The organism is Streptomyces tendae (genome assembly GCF_014650435.1).
Taxonomy (GTDB): Bacteria; Actinomycetota; Actinomycetes; order Streptomycetales; family Streptomycetaceae; genus Streptomyces; species Streptomyces tendae.
In genome coordinates, this window is sequence record NZ_BMUY01000001.1 from 151417 (window position 1) to 166492 (window position 15076).

At 72.1% G+C, this 15076-nt stretch carries 14 protein-coding genes and 1 riboswitch; of the genes, 6 read left to right on the forward strand and 8 right to left on the reverse strand.

Annotation, left to right across the window (positions count from 1 at the left end; genetic code table 11):
* Window positions 1-16: 16 nt before the first annotated feature.
* The 4 genes from IE258_RS00710 to fahA all read right to left on the reverse strand — a co-directional run bounded on the left by IE258_RS00710 (window position 17) and on the right by fahA (window position 3820).
* Entirely contained in the window at window positions 17-244 is a 228-nt protein-coding gene (locus tag IE258_RS00710; RefSeq protein ID WP_030145386.1) for a 4Fe-4S dicluster domain-containing protein, read from the reverse strand.
* 42 nt (window positions 245-286) lie between these two features.
* Window positions 287-1075 (reverse strand): GntR family transcriptional regulator, encoded by a 789-nt coding sequence (locus IE258_RS00715; protein WP_159329421.1) that lies wholly within the window; start codon window positions 1073-1075, stop codon window positions 287-289.
* Between the two features lie 312 nt (window positions 1076-1387).
* Window positions 1388-2326, reverse strand: coding sequence for a M56 family metallopeptidase (locus IE258_RS00720; RefSeq protein WP_189737603.1), 939 nt, complete (start codon window positions 2324-2326; stop codon window positions 1388-1390).
* A 270-nt stretch (window positions 2327-2596) separates the two neighbouring features.
* On the reverse strand, window positions 2597-3820 hold the full coding sequence (gene fahA / locus IE258_RS00725) for a fumarylacetoacetase (protein ID WP_189737605.1): 1224 nt from the start codon (window positions 3818-3820) through the stop codon (window positions 2597-2599).
* A 300-nt stretch (window positions 3821-4120) separates the two neighbouring features.
* On the opposite strand from fahA, the gene IE258_RS00730 reads away from it, so the two are divergent.
* The gene (locus tag IE258_RS00730) at window positions 4121-4930 is read left to right on the forward strand and encodes an HAD family hydrolase (RefSeq protein WP_127895024.1); all 810 of its coding nucleotides are present in this window, start codon (window positions 4121-4123) and stop codon (window positions 4928-4930) included.
* Window positions 4931-4974: 44 nt separating this feature from the next.
* Here IE258_RS00730 and IE258_RS00735 read toward each other — a convergent pair whose 3' ends face one another.
* Window positions 4975-5466, reverse strand: a complete 492-nt coding sequence (locus tag IE258_RS00735; protein ID WP_127895025.1) for a transglycosylase SLT domain-containing protein — start codon at window positions 5464-5466, stop codon at window positions 4975-4977.
* A 4-nt stretch (window positions 5467-5470) separates the two neighbouring features.
* A riboswitch (cyclic di-AMP (ydaO/yuaA leader) is annotated at window positions 5471-5639 on the reverse strand.
* Between the two features lie 726 nt (window positions 5640-6365).
* Between IE258_RS00735 and IE258_RS00740 the strand changes: the two genes are divergently transcribed.
* From IE258_RS00740 to IE258_RS00755, 4 genes are all read left to right on the forward strand, one after another.
* Complete coding sequence (locus IE258_RS00740; protein ID WP_161376785.1) at window positions 6366-7376, forward strand: polyprenyl synthetase family protein; 1011 nt, start codon at window positions 6366-6368, stop codon at window positions 7374-7376.
* A gap of 424 nt (window positions 7377-7800) precedes the next feature.
* Complete coding sequence (locus IE258_RS00745) at window positions 7801-9033, forward strand: LolA family protein (protein ID WP_189737608.1); 1233 nt, start codon at window positions 7801-7803, stop codon at window positions 9031-9033.
* A 54-nt stretch (window positions 9034-9087) separates the two neighbouring features.
* A complete protein-coding gene (locus IE258_RS00750; RefSeq protein WP_189737611.1) occupies window positions 9088-10086 on the forward strand; it encodes an ABC transporter ATP-binding protein in 999 nt (332 codons plus the stop codon).
* Window positions 10073-11071, forward strand: a complete 999-nt coding sequence (locus IE258_RS00755) for an ABC transporter permease (protein WP_189737614.1) — start codon at window positions 10073-10075, stop codon at window positions 11069-11071. The genes IE258_RS00750 and IE258_RS00755 overlap by 14 nt, the downstream gene beginning before the upstream one ends.
* Here IE258_RS00755 and IE258_RS00760 read toward each other — a convergent pair.
* A complete protein-coding gene (locus IE258_RS00760; RefSeq protein WP_189737617.1) occupies window positions 11061-11663 on the reverse strand; it encodes a flavodoxin family protein in 603 nt (200 codons plus the stop codon). The two genes, IE258_RS00755 and IE258_RS00760, sit on opposite strands and share 11 nt — an antisense overlap.
* A 247-nt stretch (window positions 11664-11910) precedes the next feature.
* Here IE258_RS00760 and IE258_RS00765 point away from each other — a divergent pair, with 247 nt between their 5' ends.
* Window positions 11911-13371, forward strand: a complete 1461-nt coding sequence (locus IE258_RS00765; RefSeq protein WP_189737620.1) for a tetratricopeptide repeat protein — start codon at window positions 11911-11913, stop codon at window positions 13369-13371.
* Window positions 13372-13396: 25 nt separating this feature from the next.
* Here IE258_RS00765 and IE258_RS00770 read toward each other — a convergent pair whose 3' ends face one another.
* Together IE258_RS00770 and IE258_RS00775 are read right to left on the reverse strand one after the other, a co-directional pair.
* Entirely contained in the window at window positions 13397-14365 is a 969-nt protein-coding gene (locus tag IE258_RS00770; protein WP_189737623.1) for a M28 family metallopeptidase, read from the reverse strand.
* 174 nt (window positions 14366-14539) lie between these two features.
* The gene (locus tag IE258_RS00775) at window positions 14540-15010 is read right to left on the reverse strand and encodes a VOC family protein (protein WP_189737626.1); all 471 of its coding nucleotides are present in this window, start codon (window positions 15008-15010) and stop codon (window positions 14540-14542) included.
* Window positions 15011-15076 lie beyond the last annotated feature (66 nt).

Consider the following 15076-nt stretch of genomic DNA (forward strand, 5'->3'; position numbering starts at 1 on the left):
ATGGGGAGTCGGCCTCTCACCGGAGCAGGTAGGGCATGTTGACCGTGACGGCCCCGGTGGGGCAGCGGGCGGCGCACGGGCCGCAGTACCAGCACTCGTCGACATGCATGTACGCCTTGCCGTTGCGCTCGTCGATGGCGAGGGAGTCCAGCGGGCACATGTCCACGCAGAGCGTGCAGCCTTCGATGCACTTCGACTCGTCGATGGTCACGGGCACGTCGGCCCGCTGGGGCGCCAAGGGCATGGCTGTCTCCAGGGAGGGTGCGCGAAAGGGTGGTGAGGGGGATTAAAGGGACCGGTGCAGCAGGCCGCTCATCGCGATGCGGTCACCCCGGAAGCGGACGAACTCCAGGTCGACCGGGCGGCCGTCGGCGAGGTGGGTGAGCCGTTCGAGCATGAGGACCGCCGTGCCGCGCGGTGCCTCCAGTACGGCGGCGGAGTGCGCGTCGGCGGTGACGGCCTCCAGGGTGATCTCGGCGTGGCCGAGCGGCCGGCCGGTGACGGATTCCAGGAGACGGAACACGTCGGTGTTCTCCAGGTCGGCGCCGAGCAGGGCGGTCCCGATGTCGAGCGGGAGGTAGGTGAGGTCCAGGGAGAGGGGGACGCCGTTGAGCCGGCGCAGGCGTTCGATGTAGAGGACGTCGGCGCCGGGAGGGACACGGAGGCGTTCGGCGACCGGGGCGGGGGCCGGGACGGGGACGGTCGTGCGGACCTCGTTGGTGACGCGGCCGTGTTCGTGCAGGGTCTCGGCGAGGCCCATCAGACGGTCGAGCCCGTGCGCGTACTTGCGGGCCACGACCACGGTGCCGATGCCGGGCTGGCGGGCCACGAGGCCCTCGGCGCGCAGCAGGTCGAGCGCCTGGCGGACGGTGTTGCGGGTGGTGTCGTAGTCGGCGGCGAGGGTGTCCTCGTGGGGGAGGGTGCCGTCGGGGAAGGCGTCGTCGAGGAGTTGGCGGCGGAGCAGGTCGGCCAGTTGACGGGCCCGGTCGGCGCGCAACCGGCGCCGCGTGCGGTGGGCGGCGACGGTGGTCGCGCCCTGGCCGGCGTGGTCTCGGATGCGGTCGGGGGGCGGCATGGCTGGAACCATACCTATCCGGTGGGATTAGCGGTGTTGCGGGAATGTTGCGCCACCGGGGGCTCCGCCGGTGGTGCGGGTGAGCTGGGGTTTCTCTTGGGGGTGGGGGAGTTCTGCCACCGGGTCTTCTTGCCGGGGGTGCGAGGTGCCCGGGGTGGGTGTGGGCGCGGTGGTGGGTCGCGTGGCCCGGCGCTTACGGGGCGCCGCCTGCGCCCACCCGTGCCGCCTGGGGGTAACTCCCAGGCCGTTCAGGCACTGGGGGAGGCACGACTGCCCGCAGCTGGGGGCGGGTGCCCGCAGGCTAGGGGGCCGTTAGGTCAGGGCTGTCAGGCCCGGGGCGAAGGTGATGAGGAGGGGGAGGAGGGGGACCAGGGCGGCCGTTGCCGTGGTCAGGGCGCGGTGGCGGCGGGGTGGGCGGGGCTGGGGCTCCAGGAGACGGTCGACCCGTTCGCCGAGGAGGCGGTGGCTGGAGGCGCAGGAGAGGACACCGCGGTGCTGGTTCAGCTCGATCAGGGCCAGCGCGGTGGTCAGGTGGCCGCAGCGCCGGGAGGCGGTGTCGTCGGCCGAGAGCTCGACCAGCCGGTGGGTCTGGTCGCAGAAGTGGGCGAAGAGCGGGACGCTCGGGAACCCGGTGGCCAGTGCGGTCGACAGGTGCAGCAGCCAGTCGTGGCGGGCCCGGGCGTGGCCGCGCTCGTGGGTGAGGACGGCGTCCAGCTGATGGTCGGTGAGGCGGTGCAGGGCACCGGTGGTGACGATCAGCTGCGGCGGGCTCCCGGGCATCCACCAGGCGTCCGGGTACTCGTCCTCCAGGACCAGCAGGGGTCCGCGAGAGGCGGGGAGCCCGGCGGGCAGGTCGGGGGCGCGCTCGCGCAGATGGGCGCGGGACCGGGCGCGCCGACGGCGGGCCTCGACCAGTTCACGCGCGAGCATCGCGGTCGTCCAGGCGGCACCCGCCGCCAGCAGCAGGGTGAGGACGGCCGCCCAGACCGGGCCGGCGGAGAGGTTGTACGCCGCGGTCACCGCGGGCGGTGCCGGTGCGAAGAGCTGGGCGCGGACGGTCCCGAAGACGGCCGCGGCACCCAGGACGAGGGCTGTAAGACAGCACAGCAGCACGGTGGCGACCAGGCACTGCCAGACCCACAGTCCGACCACGGGGTCACGTTCGGGCCACGCGGAACGGGTCAGCGCACGCGGCACCGGCACCGCGGCTGTCACGGCGACGACGAACAGCAGGAGCAGGCAGACGGTCATGCCACTGGCTCCGGATCCTGGTCGAAGGATGGGCGGCTCTGGCGGTACTGGGGCTGTGCAGTGCTGTGCCGGGCCGTGCGCGCACCGCCCGACGCCAGTATGACGGGGCCGGGCGGTGTGAGTCAGGGGTCGGCGGGCACCGGATTCCTGATTCGTGCCCCCACCAGCCGCCCGCACGGAAGCGCCCGGCCGCACAACACGGCGCCCGCACGAAACCGTCCACCCGCCCGCGTCGCCGCGCACGCCTCCCGGGGCGCTCCCGGTGCCGCGTCAGACGTCCCGTCCGACCACCCGTCCGGTCACCTCTCCCAGGCCCACCCGCACACCGTCCGGCCCCGGGGCCCAGGCCGAGAGTGTCACCACGTCACCGTCCTCCAGGAACGTCCGCTTGCCGTCGGGGAGTTCCAGCGGGTCGCGGCCGTTCCAGGTCAGTTCGAGCAGCGAACCCCGCTCCCGCTCGGTCGGCCCGCTCACCGTGCCCGAGCCGTAGAGGTCGCCGGTGCGCAGCGACGCGCCGTTGACCGTCATGTGGGCCAACTGCTGGGCGGCCGTCCAGTACATGGTGGAGAACGGAGGCTCGGAGACGACGTGGCCGTTGAGGGCGACGGAGATCCGCAGGTCGTAGCCGCCGGGACCGTCCTGGTCGGCGTCCGTGTCGTCCAGGTAGGGCAGCAGTTCGTGCGTGCGCTCGGGCGGCGCCACCCGGGCGTCCTCCAGGGCGTCCAGCGGTGTGATCCACGCCGACACCGACGTGGCGAAGGACTTGCCGAGGAACGGGCCGAGGGGGACGTACTCCCATGCCTGGACGTCCCGCGCGGACCAGTCGTTGAGCAGGCAGAGCCCGAAGACGTGCTCTCGGAAGTCGCCGAGCGCCACCGGGCTGCCCGGTGCGGAGGGCACGCCCACCACGAAACCGACCTCGGCCTCGATGTCGAGGCGGACGGACGGGCCGAAGACGGGAGCGGCGTCGGCCGGTGCCTTGCGCTGCCCCGACGGGCGTACGACATCCGTGCCGGAGACGACGACCGTGCCGGAGCGGCCGTGGTAGCCGATCGGGAGGTGCTTCCAGTTCGGGGTGAGGGAGTCCGCGGCGTCGGGGCGGAAGATCTGACCGACGTTGCGGGCGTGGTTCTCGGAGGCGTAGAAGTCGACGTAGTCGGCGACCTCGAAAGGCAGGTGCAGGGTCACCGACGACAGCGGGTGGAAGAACGGCTCCAGGACCTCGCGGTGGGAGGGGACCGTCACCCATGCCGTCAGCGCGCGTCGCACGTCCGACCACGCCGTGCGCCCGGCCGCCAGCAGCGGGTTGAGGGTGGGCCGGGCGAGCAGGGACGCGTACGGCGAGCCCAGCGCGTGGGCCGCCGCGCCCACGTCGAGGACGTGGTCGCCGAGCCGGACGCCCACCGTCCGGTCCGAGCCGGGGATCGAGAACACGCCGTACGGAAGGTTGTGCGGGCCGAAGGGGTCGCCCTCGGGGACATCGAAGGGGGGCATCGGGTGCTGCCTCGCTTTCGTGCTCGCCATGTGCGCCGTGCGCGCCGTGTGTCGTGCGAGCCACGTTACGGGTGACCCACCGGTCTTGGGCAGTGCGGCAGGAGGCGGTACCCGACAGGTCGTGGTGTCGCCGAACGGCGCGGAGGCCCCGAACCCGCTTCAGCCGATGAGGTGTCAGGTTGTGGGACGTGATCGGGCGTTCGCGTGCATCGGCGGCCGGGTTCGAACGCACTCACCACGCCCTCGTTCGGAAGCGATCACGGGTGAGTCGGACGGGCGCGGTGTCCGTATTCTCTGATCATGGACCGCACCGCATATTCACTCGTCGCCACCGACCTGGACGGCACGCTGCTCCGCGGCGACGACACCGTCTCCGACCGGTCGCTGGCCGCGCTGGCGCGGGTCGCCGGGGCGGGTGCACGCCACCTGGTGGTGACGGGGCGGCCGGCCCCCCGGGTGCGCCCGCTGCTCGACCGGCTCGGCTGCACGGGACTCGCGGTGTGCGGGCAGGGTGCGCAGGTGTACGACGCAGGGGCGCACCGGATGCTGTGGTCGGTCACCCTGGACCGGGAGCTGGCCGAGACCGCGCTCGGCAAGATCGAGGCCGAGGTGGGGCAGGTGCACGCCGCCGTCGACCAGGACGGCGTCGACGGGCTGACGCTCATCGAGCCGGGCTACCTGATGCCCCACCCCACGCTGCCCGCGGTGCGCGTGGAGCGGCGCGAGCAGCTGTGGTCCACGCCGATCAGCAAGGTGCTGCTGCGCCACCCCGAGCTGACCGACGACGAACTGGCGGGGACGGCGCGCGCGGTGGTCGGCTCCCTCGCGACGGTCACCATGTCGGGGCCCGGCACCGTGGAGCTCCAGCCCTGCGGCATCACCAAGGCGACCGGCCTGGCGCTGGCCGCCGAGCACCTGGGTCTGGGACGGCGGCGGACGATCGCCTTCGGGGACATGCCCAACGACATCCCCATGTTCCAGTGGGCGGCCCACGGCGTCGCCATGGCCGGCGCCCACCCCGAACTCAAGGCGGTGGCCGACGAGGTCACCACGACGAACGAGGACGACGGCGTGGCCGTCGTCCTCGAGCGGATCTTCGGTACCTCTTAGGGCCTGTCCGGCGGGCCCTGGGCGAGGTTCAGGCGGCGTACGGCTCAGTACGCGCTGAAGACGTTGTCCATCGAGCCGTAGCGGTCGGCCGCGTAGTTGCAGGCGGCGGTGATGTTGGCGACCGGGTCGTACGGGTCCCAGGAGGTGCCCTCGACGTGGTACGCCTGGAAGGTCGGGTCGATCACCTGGAGCAGACCCTTGGACGGGGTGCCGTTGATGGCGTTGATGTCCCAGTTGTTGATGGCGAGCGGGTTGCCGGAGGACTCACGCATGATGTTGCGGTGAATGCCCTCGTAGGTCCCGGGAATGCCGTGCTGGGCCATGATGTCCAGCGACTCGCGGATCCAGCCGTCGAGGTTGTCCGGGTAGGTCGTGGCCGCCGTAGTGGCGGTCGTGGCGGCGGCCGGGGTGGCCGCGGAGGCGGTGGTGGCGCCGATGAGCGGCAGCGCGAGCACCGCGGCACCGGTGCCGGCCACGGCGAGCTTGCGGGCGAGGCGGCTGGTGCGGGCGTGACGGTTCTGACCGTTGGCAGACATGCGGTGTCCCTCTCCTTACGCCTACGAGGTGAGCTGTCGGGTTCGGGCGGGGAGGTGCCCGGCCGTGCCCTGACGGGTACGGCTTCACCCCGAGCCGCTCCGGTGGTGACCGGTGCGGCGACTTACCTGGGTCCCCCGCTCCTGCCTGCGAGTTTGTTGGGTGGATGACTGTGCGACGGGCGGTGGCAGGATTCGGCGTCCACCCGACAGGCCGGGAACGTATGCGAGAGCACATGTCCGGAACAAGTGCAGGAATCACCCAACGCGCCTGTTGACCATGGTCTGAGGTGTTTGAGGCTCTTGATCCTTTGCTGTTGCCAAGCCTCAACTGGCTTGCGGGGCAAAGGGAGGGCACAGGTTTCGACGGGGTTGCCCGCAGGTGGTCCGGAGTGAGCCAACTCACTGGCCTCAACAAGCACGGCAAAACGGGCATTAGCCTCAACTGTGCGTCAACCGGCCGTGGGAGGCGACGGCTTCGGGTGTCGAGCGGCGAGGTGAGGGAAGCGAGTGGGGAGCGGGAGGCCGGGAAGGCGGCTGCCGTACCCGCCGGGCACGCGTGTGAACCGGTGCGGAAGGGGGCGGGCGCGTGTGTCGATCGGGTGACGTTCTCGAAGTGCGGGCCGTTGGGGGGAGTGGTGGGATCTTCGGTGGCGGCTTCCGCTCCGTCCGTCCTCCGGGTCCGGCTCCTCTTCTTCTCTGGTCCGCTGGCGATGTCACTCGAAATCTGCTCATATCACCTGATCAAAAACATACCGTTCATGATCCGATACCGACCAGCCTGTAACCGTGGGCGCTAGCGGTGATCGAAACGTGACCGGATACGCTGACTTGAGTGGTGGCAGCGACCTATCGACAAACCAGGTAATCGCCAGTAGACACCAGCAGACAGGAGACCCCTCGTGACCGTCGTCGGGCCGTTCGGGCTGAGCGTGCGGGACCAGGCTCTGGAAGCCGATGTCCAGGCCGGATTGGTTGCTGTCGAGGAAGGGTTGCTTGAGGCAACCAAAAGCGAGGTGCCGTTCATCACGGAGGCCGCCCAGCACCTGGTGCGGGCCGGCGGGAAACGGTTCCGTCCGCTGCTGGTGATGCTCTCGGCCCAGTTCGGCGACCCCTACGCCCCCGGGATCGTGCCCTCCGCCGTGGTCGTGGAGCTGACCCACCTCGCCACCCTCTACCACGACGACGTGATGGACGAGGCCGCCGTGCGGCGCGGGGTGCCCAGCGCGAACACCCGCTGGGACAACTCGGTCGCGGTCCTCACCGGTGACTTCCTGTTCGCCCGCGCCTCGCAGATCCTCGCCGACCTCGGTCCCGAGGCGGTCCGCGTCCAGGCCCTCGCGTTCGAGCGGCTGGTCACCGGCCAGATCCTCGAGACGGCCGGCCCCCAGGACGGCCGCGACCCGGTCGACCACTACCTGGATGTGCTGGGAGGCAAGACGGGCTCGCTGGTGGCCGTCTCCTGCCGGTTCGGCGCGATGATGTCCGGCGCCGACGAGACGGTGGTGGACGTGCTGACCCAGTACGGCGAGCGGCTCGGCGTCGCCTTCCAGCTCGCGGACGACGTCCTGGACATCGCCTCCGACTCCGACGAGTCCGGCAAGACGCCCGGCACGGACCTGCGCGAGGGCATCCCCACCCTGCCCGTACTGCGGCTGCGCGAGCGGGCGGCCCGGCTGGGGCTCGCCGAGGACCTCGCGCTGTGCGAGCTGCTCGACTCCGACCTGAGTGACGACGCGCGGCACGCCGAGGCGCTGCGCCTGCTGCGCGCCCACCCCGCGCTGGAGCAGGCCCGCCGGGACACCGTCCGCTACGCCAAGGACGCCCGGGCCGCGCTGGCCCCGCTGCGGGAGTGCGACGCGAAGGCCGCGCTGATCGAACTGTGCGACGCGGTGGTCCACCGGGCCGGCTGACCGCCCGTCGGCCCGTCACGTGCCGCCCGCTGTCTGCCGGTGCCGTCAGCTGTCCGCTGTGTCGTCCGCTGTCTGCAGGTGCCGTCCACCGCGCGCCGTTCGTTGCGTGTCGTCCCGGGGGCGTCGTCGGCCGCATGCCGCCCGTCGTGTGCCATCCGTGACGTGCGTCACGCGTCGCGGGCCCTCCGCTGCCGGGTGGCGTACAGCGGCCCCTACGGGCCGGAGGCGTCCGCACCCTTGCGTGTCATCCCGCAGGAGTAGGCGGAGTTGAGCCCGCGGTCTGACGCCCGTGCTCCGGTGATTTGGTCAGATGGACACCACGGAAAACACCAATCCTCACCGATTCGGGTGAGAATGGCGGCTCACGGGTGAACGCGTGCGAGGTCGCGAGACAGCCGCCGCCGACGACGGAGGTAGGGCAGACATGGCACCGATCGATTCCGACGACAGCACGACCGCCGGGGAGGGCGAGGAGCTGCGGGCCGGACGACGCAAGGCCGCGCGGTACGTCGTCCCGGTCGCGGTGATGGGAGTGGCGGCCGCGACGATCGGGCTCGTCCCCGCGCTCGCCGACTCCGGCGACCCCGACCTGCCGAAGGTCACGGCGGAGCAGCTCATAGAGAAGATCGCCAAGTCGGACGTCGAGCAGCTCTCCGGCACGGTGCGCATCAACACCGACCTGGGCCTGCCGGACCTCGGCGGGCTGGAGAGCGGCCTGATGTCCGGAATGTCCGGCGGTCCGGGCTCCGACGGGGACGGCGAGGGTTCCGCCGCCGACCCGTCGGCCAAGCTCACCGAGCTGGTGTCGGGCAGCCACACGCTGCGCGTCGCGGCCGACGGCCCCGACCGGCAGAAGCTCTCCCTCATGGAGAACGCCGCCGAATACAGCCTGATCCACAACGGCAAGGACGTCTGGGGCTACGACAGCCAGTCCAACGAGGTCTACCACTCCACCGCCCCCGACGGCGCCGAGCGGCCGGAGAAGGACGTGCCGGCCACGCCGAAGGACTTCGCCGACCAGGCGCTCAAGTCGGTCGACGACACCACGTCCGTGACCGTCGGCGGCACCGCGCAGGTGGCCGGCCGGGACGCCTACCGCCTGGTCGTCGAGCCCAAGCAGGAGGGTTCCACGGTCGGTGCGATCACCGTCGCCGTGGACGCCGAGACCGGCACCCCGCTGAAGTTCACCCTGACCCCGGCGAGCGGCGGCGCGGCCGTCGTGGACGTGGGCTTCACCAAGGTCAGCTTCGCGAAGCCGGACGCGTCGACGTTCGACTTCACACCGCCCGCGGGAGCAAAGGTCACCGAGGCCGACGAGGCCGGCGCGCCCGCCGAGGCCCCGGAGCCCGGTCGCAAGGCCGAGGGCGACCTCGCCAAGGGGATGGACGGCCTCAAGGTGATCGGCGAGGGCTGGAACTCGATCGCCACCTTCGACACCGGCGCCCAGGGCGGCCTGCCCACGGGCTCCACGGGCGGCGACCTCGGCGGCCTGGGCGGCTTCCTCGGCTCCTTCGGGGACCAGGTCAAGGGCGACTTCGGCTCGGGCACGGTCTTCAAGACCCGCCTGGTCAACGCCCTGATCACGGACGACGGCAAGGTCTACGCCGGAGCGGTCACCAAGGACGCGCTGGTGAAGGCGGCCGACGCCGCGCAGTAGTAGGACGTACGCAGTACGCACCCGTACGGCGAAGAGGACGAGAAGAGGGAGCCGATGGCCGAAGCGTCCGCCACGGAGCCGAAGCGCCCGGGCCGCGAGCCGGACCGGGGGGAGCGCGCGGATGACGCCGTCATCGCCACCCGCGGGCTCACCAAGCGCTACCGCGGCGGACAACTCGCCGTCGACGGTCTGGACCTGACCGTCCCGGCGGGCAGCGTCTTCGGCTTCCTCGGGCCCAACGGCTCCGGCAAGACCACCACCATCCGGATGCTGATGGGGCTGATCGAACCCACCTCGGGCAGCGCCCGGGTTCTCGGCCGGCCCATGCCGCGCGCGTCCCGCACCGTACTGCCCCGGGTCGGCGCCCTCATCGAGGGCCCGGCCCTGTACGGCTTCCTCTCCGGGCGCGACAACCTGCTGCGCTACGACGCCGCCGACCCGACCGCCGACCCGCGCACCCGGCGCGAGCGCGTCGCCGCGGCGCTGGACCGGGTGGGCCTCGCGGCCGCCGGCGGCAAGAAGGCGAAGGCGTACTCGCTCGGCATGAAGCAGCGGCTGGGTCTCGCCGCGGCGCTGCTCCAGCCGCGCCGACTGCTGGTGCTGGACGAGCCGACCAACGGACTCGACCCGCAGGGCATGCGCGAGATCCGCACCCTCGTACGCGAACTGGCCTCCGACGGCACCACCGTCTTCCTCTCCTCCCACCTGCTGGACGAGATCGAGCAGGTGTGCACCCACGCCGCGGTGATGGCGCAGGGACGGTTGATCACCCAGGGCGCGGTCGCCGACCTGGCGGCCGGGGCGCGCGGCCGGCTGGTGGTGACCACGCCGGACGCGGGCGAGGCCGCCCGGGTGCTGAAGGAGCAGGGGGCCGCGGACGTGGTGGTCGACGGGGAGAGGGTGACGTCGGAGCCACCGGAGCGCGACCTCGCCGAGGTGAACGCGGCGCTGGTCGCGGCCCGGGTCCGGGTCCGCGGCTTCGTGCTGGAACGGGCCTCGCTGGAGGACGCGTTCGTGGCGTTGACCGGGGAGGGCTTCGATGTCGCGGGCTGATGCACAGGACGACCGGGCGGGGGAGTCCGCGCTCACGGCGCCGGACCCAGGTGTGGTGATGGACCCAGGTGTGGTGGCGGGTCCGGGCGTGGTGGCGGGTCCGAGTGTGGTGGCGGGCCAGGGTGCCGTGCGCTCCCCGAGTCCGCTGTGGTCCCTCGGGCTGTTCCGCAGCGAGCTGCTGACCACCTTCCGGCGCTGGCGGACCCTCGCCCTGCTGGCCGTGCTCGCCGCCGTGCCGATCCTGGTGGGCATCGCCGTGAAGATCGAGACGGGCGACGGGTCCTCACTCGGCGGCGGCGGTGGCGGCGCCGGGGGACCGGCGTTCATCTCGCAGATCAGCAACAACGGGCTGTTCCTGGTCTTCACCGCGCTCGCCGCGACCCTCCCGTTCTTCCTGCCGATGGCCATCGGCGTCGTCGCGGGCGACGCGATCGCGGGCGAGTCGAGCGCGGGCACGCTCCGCTACCTCCTGGTCGCCCCGGCCGGCCGCTCCCGGCTGCTGCTCACCAAGTACGCGACGGTGATCACCTTCTGCCTCGCCGCCACCCTGGTGGTCGCGGTCTCGGCGCTCGCCGTGGGCGCGCTGCTGTTCCCGGTCGGTGATCTGATCACCATCTCCGGCACCCGGATCACCTACGCCGAGGGCCTGGGACGGGCGCTGCTGATCGCCCTGGTCGTGGCCGCCTCACTGGTCGGCATCGCGGCCCTGGGCCTGTTCGTCTCCACCCTGACGGGCAGCGGCATCGCGGCGATGGCCACCACGGTCGGACTGCTGATCACCGTCCAGATCCTCGACCAGATCCCCCAGCTCGACGCCCTCCAACCGTACTTCTTCTCGCACTACTGGCTCTCCTTCGCCGACGTGATGCGCGAACCGGTCTACTGGGACGACCTGGTGAAGAACCTCGGCCTCCAGGCCCTCTACGCGGCCGTCTTCGGCTCGGCGGCCTGGGCCCGGTTCACGACCAAGGACATCACCGCGTAGCCGCGGCGTCCGCCTGCTCGTACGGGAAGCGCGCGAACGGTGCCTCCTGCGCGAAGAAGGTCTTGGCGCGGGCGAGCGCCTCGGTGTCCCGCAGGACGTCACCGGGCTTGCTGCCGTTGCCCAGCAGCACCCCGCCGAACCGCATGCCCATGTACGCCGCCGAGTTGTTCAGGGCGCCGATCAGCGGGTCGGCGACCTCCTGCTCCTCGTGGGCGAGCGCGGTGACGCCCCACAGGGTGCGGCCGGCCAGGGTCGCCTTGAAGTCGAGGCCGGGGGTGCGCAGCCAGCCGGACCAGTGGTCGAGGTAGCGCTTGACCGGCGTGGACAGCGTGTACCAGTACAGCGGCGAGGCGATCACGATGTCCGTGGCGGCGAGGGTGGCGTCGAGCAGCAGGCGCGCGTTGCCCTCCGTGGGGCGCTTGTGGTCGCTGTCGTGGCGCAGGTCCTCGAACTCCGGCAGGGGGTGCCGGGCCAGGTCGACCCAGCGCTGCTCGACGTCCGCGGACAACTGGTCGGCGGCGCGGCGGGCGAGCGACTCGGTGTTGCCGTCGGGCCGGGTGCTGCCCGTCAGGAAGAGGAAGCGGCGCGTCATGAGGACCCCAAGTTGATAGGCGACAGACGATAACCTGCGCCTGCATTATATGCACACGCATTGATGTCGCGCCCGCGTGCACGGTCAACCCGCGGCGTGACCTCCTGGAACGAGCCTGTGACACCCCGGTGACGTGAGAATCGGGAGCGAGCAGAGAGACTCGACAGTAGGTGCACAACAGGCATGACAGGCTCTGGACGGCAGGAACGGGAACCGCCGACGGAAGCCGCCGATGAGTGGGGGAACGATGTCTCGACTCGGCCGCGACAGGCAGCGGGAACACGAGCGCGCCGAGGGCTCGCCCGATCCCGGCGCGACGCCGATCGACGTCCGCGTGCCGGGCGGCGACCACGGCGCACGAGGTGCCACGGTCGACGGTTCGCCGGTCGTCGCGGCCCCGGGCGAGGAGATCCAGAACGCCGTCCTGAACCGGCTCCACCGCCTCGCCCTCGCCGCCGGTCACCCCGTCCTCGCCACGATCCACGACCGGCGCCTCGGCTACTCCGTCCCCCTCCGGGTCGATCCGGACGGCTCCAGCCACCTCGCCGCGGAACCGATGCCGACGGCGCCCGAGGGCGTGCCCGCACAGACGCCCGTGACGGCACCCGTGGCAGCACCGCCGACCGCGGCAGCACCCGTACGGCATGACCGGCACACCCGCGTCCTGCGTCCAGTGGCACCGGTCCGGGAGAGTGCGCCGACGGTCCCACTGCCGGCGTTGCCCGGCACCGGGCGGGAGCGGTCCGGTGGCGAGTCGGCGCCGACGTTCACGCTGCGCGCCCTGCCGGAACCGGCCGGGCAGACGCCGCCCGGCACGGTGGCGCCGCCGACGGGTGAGTTCGGGCCGCCGCCGCTCATGGACGCCGCTGCCGCGCCGGGCGCCTCGCAGGAGGCGGGGCCGCGACCGACGCCCGGCCCGTTCACCGCCGCACCGGCGCCTGCCCCCGCACCGGAACCGATTCCCGAACCGGCACCGGAGCCGACCCCCGAACCGGCACCGGCACCGGCACCGAATCCCAAGCCGGCACCGGCACCAATCCCCGAACCGGCACCGATCCCCGCATCCGCACCGGCCCCCGCTGCCGCCCCCGCCCCCAAGCCGAAGACCGCGCCCGCCCCGGACCTCGGCCCCCGCCCCGACCCGTACTCCGACCCCGATCCCAAGCCCACCCCCGCCCGCGGGTTCGACGCCGTGGCCGAGGCCGTGCTCGGGGACGCGCCGCCCACCGCGCCCGGCGACGCCACCGCCCCCGCGCTGCTCGCGGAGCCGACGGTCCGCATCAACGAGGCCGTCAAGGAGGGACGTACGGAGGTCGCGGCACGGCTGGCGGAGGAGACGGTGGCAGATGCCTCGCGCACCCTGGGGCCGGAGCACCCGGAGGTACTCCGGCTCCGGGAACTCACGGCGTACATCGCCTACTTGTCGGGCGACCCGGACCGCGCCTTCCAGCTCTCCCTCGACCTGGCCCGGATACACCGGCGCTCGGGCGACGCCGAGGCCGCGTACGGCAACGTCCAGAGCGCGGCGACCGCCTGGCGTGCCGTACGCGACCCCGCACGGGGCCTGGAGCTGGGGAACGACCTGGTCGGGCTGTGGGACGAACTCGCCGCCGAGGAGGGCCCGGCCGCCGAGGACGCCGAGGAACTGGAGTCCGCCCGCACCCGCATGGGCCGCCTCACCGAACGCGTCCGCGCCCAGACGGGCTGACGCGACCCGTGCGGGGGTGGATGCCCTACTGCGACAGTTCCCAGACCGCGTACGCGATCGCGTCGCTGTTGCGGTCCAGGGCCGTGTCGTTGATGTTGGCGGTCGTGTCGCAGGACGAGTGGTAGCAGCGGTCGAAGGGCTGGCCCACGGTGCCGCCCCACTTGGCGGCCTGCGCGGACGTCTTGCGGTAGTCCGCGCCACTGAAGAGCCCGCCCACGGGGACGCCCGCGCTCTTGAACGGCGCGTGGTCGGAGCGTCCGTCGCCCTCGGTCTCGATCTCCGTGGGGATGCCCAGACCGGCGTAGTAGTCCTTGAACGTCTTCTCGATCGTGGGATCGTCGTCGTAGACGAAGTAGCCGGGGTTGGGCGAGCCGATCATGTCGAAGTTCAGATAGCCGCTGATCTTCGCGCGCTCGGCGGAGCCGAGGCTGTTCACGTAGTAGCGGGAGCCGACGAGGCCCAGCTCCTCCGCGCCCCACCAGGCGAAGCGCAGGTGCTTGGTGGGCCGGTAGTCGGACCGGGCCACGGCGAGCGCGGTCTCCAGGACGGCCGAGGAGCCGGAGCCGTTGTCGTTGATGCCCGGCCCGGAGGTGACGCTGTCCAGGTGTGACCCGGCCATGACAACCTGGTTCGCGTCGCCGCCGGGCCAGTCCGCTATCAGGTTGTACCCGGTGCGGCCCGAGGCGGTGAACTGCTGCACGCGGGTGGTGAACCCGGCCGCGTCCAGCTTGGCCTTCACGTAGTTGAGGGACGCCTGGTAGCCGGCGCGGCCGTGGGCGCGGTTGCCGCCGTTCGCCGTGGCGATCGACTGGAGCTGCGAGAGATGGGCCTTGACGTTGGCTATCGGTATGTCGGGCGCGGCGGCGGCAGCGGCGCCGGCGGGATGCGCGGGTGCGGGCGCGGTCGCCGCGCCGGCGGCGGAACCGCCGGTCACCAGAGTGGCGACGGCGACGGCTCCGGCCGTCAGCGCACGCCCGGAAAGGAGGAGCTTCATGTGGGGGGCTCCGGATTCCTAGGGGGTCCCTGGGGAGGGGACTCCGCAGTGAATGGGGTGCCTGGATGGTGCGGGCGGGACTGACCGCCCGTCAAGACCGTTATTCGGCCACGGTGTCACACATACCGGAAGCCCTCTGCTCGTACCCCGGGTGAACCCGCCCCTGGCGCCGCCCTAGTGGACGCAGAACTCGTTCCCCTCGGGATCCGTCATCACCACCCACTCCCCGCCCGCCTCCTCAACCTGCCGCTGCACACTCGCCCCCAGTGCCTCGAGCCGGGCGACCTCCTCCTGCCGCCGGCCGTCCGCGGCGTGCACGTCGAGGTGGACCCGGTTCTTGACGGTCTTGGTCTCCGGTACGCGCTGGAACAGCAGCCGTCGCCCCAGCCCGGTGCCGCTCTCCTCCTGGAAGGGGTCGTCGGGGTGGCGTACGGCGGCCAGGTCCCGCCAGGCGCGGCGGCCGTGGGACTCGACGGTCAGCTCCGTCGGCACCGCCCCGAAACCCAGCAGCTTCTCGATGAGCGCGCTGTTGTCCTCCACCTCGTAGTGGAGGGCCGCGGCCCAGAAGTCCGCCTGCGCGTGCGGGGCGGCCGCGTCGATGACGATCTTGAAGTGCAGGGGTGCGGGTCTTGAGGTCGCTGTCATGTAACCACTTATACTGGTTACATGACCGAGCGGACAGCGGAATCGCCGGAATCGCGGAGGTCGCGG

What these genes read in the sequence shown, in the direction of transcription:
- IE258_RS00745 (WP_189737608.1), top strand. Translation starts at nt 7,801, where the DNA reads ATGGCACCGATCGATTCCGACGACAGCACGACCGCCGGGGAGGGCGAG.
- fahA (WP_189737605.1), bottom strand. Translation starts at nt 3,820, where the DNA reads ATGCCCCCCTTCGATGTCCCCGAGGGCGACCCCTTCGGCCCGCACAAC.
- IE258_RS00755 (WP_189737614.1), top strand. Translation starts at nt 10,073, where the DNA reads ATGTCGCGGGCTGATGCACAGGACGACCGGGCGGGGGAGTCCGCGCTC.
- IE258_RS00720 (WP_189737603.1), bottom strand. Translation starts at nt 2,326, where the DNA reads ATGACCGTCTGCCTGCTCCTGCTGTTCGTCGTCGCCGTGACAGCCGCG.
- IE258_RS00775 (WP_189737626.1), bottom strand. Translation starts at nt 15,010, where the DNA reads ATGACAGCGACCTCAAGACCCGCACCCCTGCACTTCAAGATCGTCATC.
- IE258_RS00765 (WP_189737620.1), top strand. Translation starts at nt 11,911, where the DNA reads ATGTCTCGACTCGGCCGCGACAGGCAGCGGGAACACGAGCGCGCCGAG.
- IE258_RS00750 (WP_189737611.1), top strand. Translation starts at nt 9,088, where the DNA reads ATGGCCGAAGCGTCCGCCACGGAGCCGAAGCGCCCGGGCCGCGAGCCG.
- IE258_RS00730 (WP_127895024.1), top strand. Translation starts at nt 4,121, where the DNA reads ATGGACCGCACCGCATATTCACTCGTCGCCACCGACCTGGACGGCACG.
- IE258_RS00715 (WP_159329421.1), bottom strand. Translation starts at nt 1,075, where the DNA reads ATGCCGCCCCCCGACCGCATCCGAGACCACGCCGGCCAGGGCGCGACC.
- IE258_RS00770 (WP_189737623.1), bottom strand. Translation starts at nt 14,365, where the DNA reads ATGAAGCTCCTCCTTTCCGGGCGTGCGCTGACGGCCGGAGCCGTCGCC.
- IE258_RS00735 (WP_127895025.1), bottom strand. Translation starts at nt 5,466, where the DNA reads ATGTCTGCCAACGGTCAGAACCGTCACGCCCGCACCAGCCGCCTCGCC.
- IE258_RS00760 (WP_189737617.1), bottom strand. Translation starts at nt 11,663, where the DNA reads ATGACGCGCCGCTTCCTCTTCCTGACGGGCAGCACCCGGCCCGACGGC.
- IE258_RS00710 (WP_030145386.1), bottom strand. Translation starts at nt 244, where the DNA reads ATGCCCTTGGCGCCCCAGCGGGCCGACGTGCCCGTGACCATCGACGAG.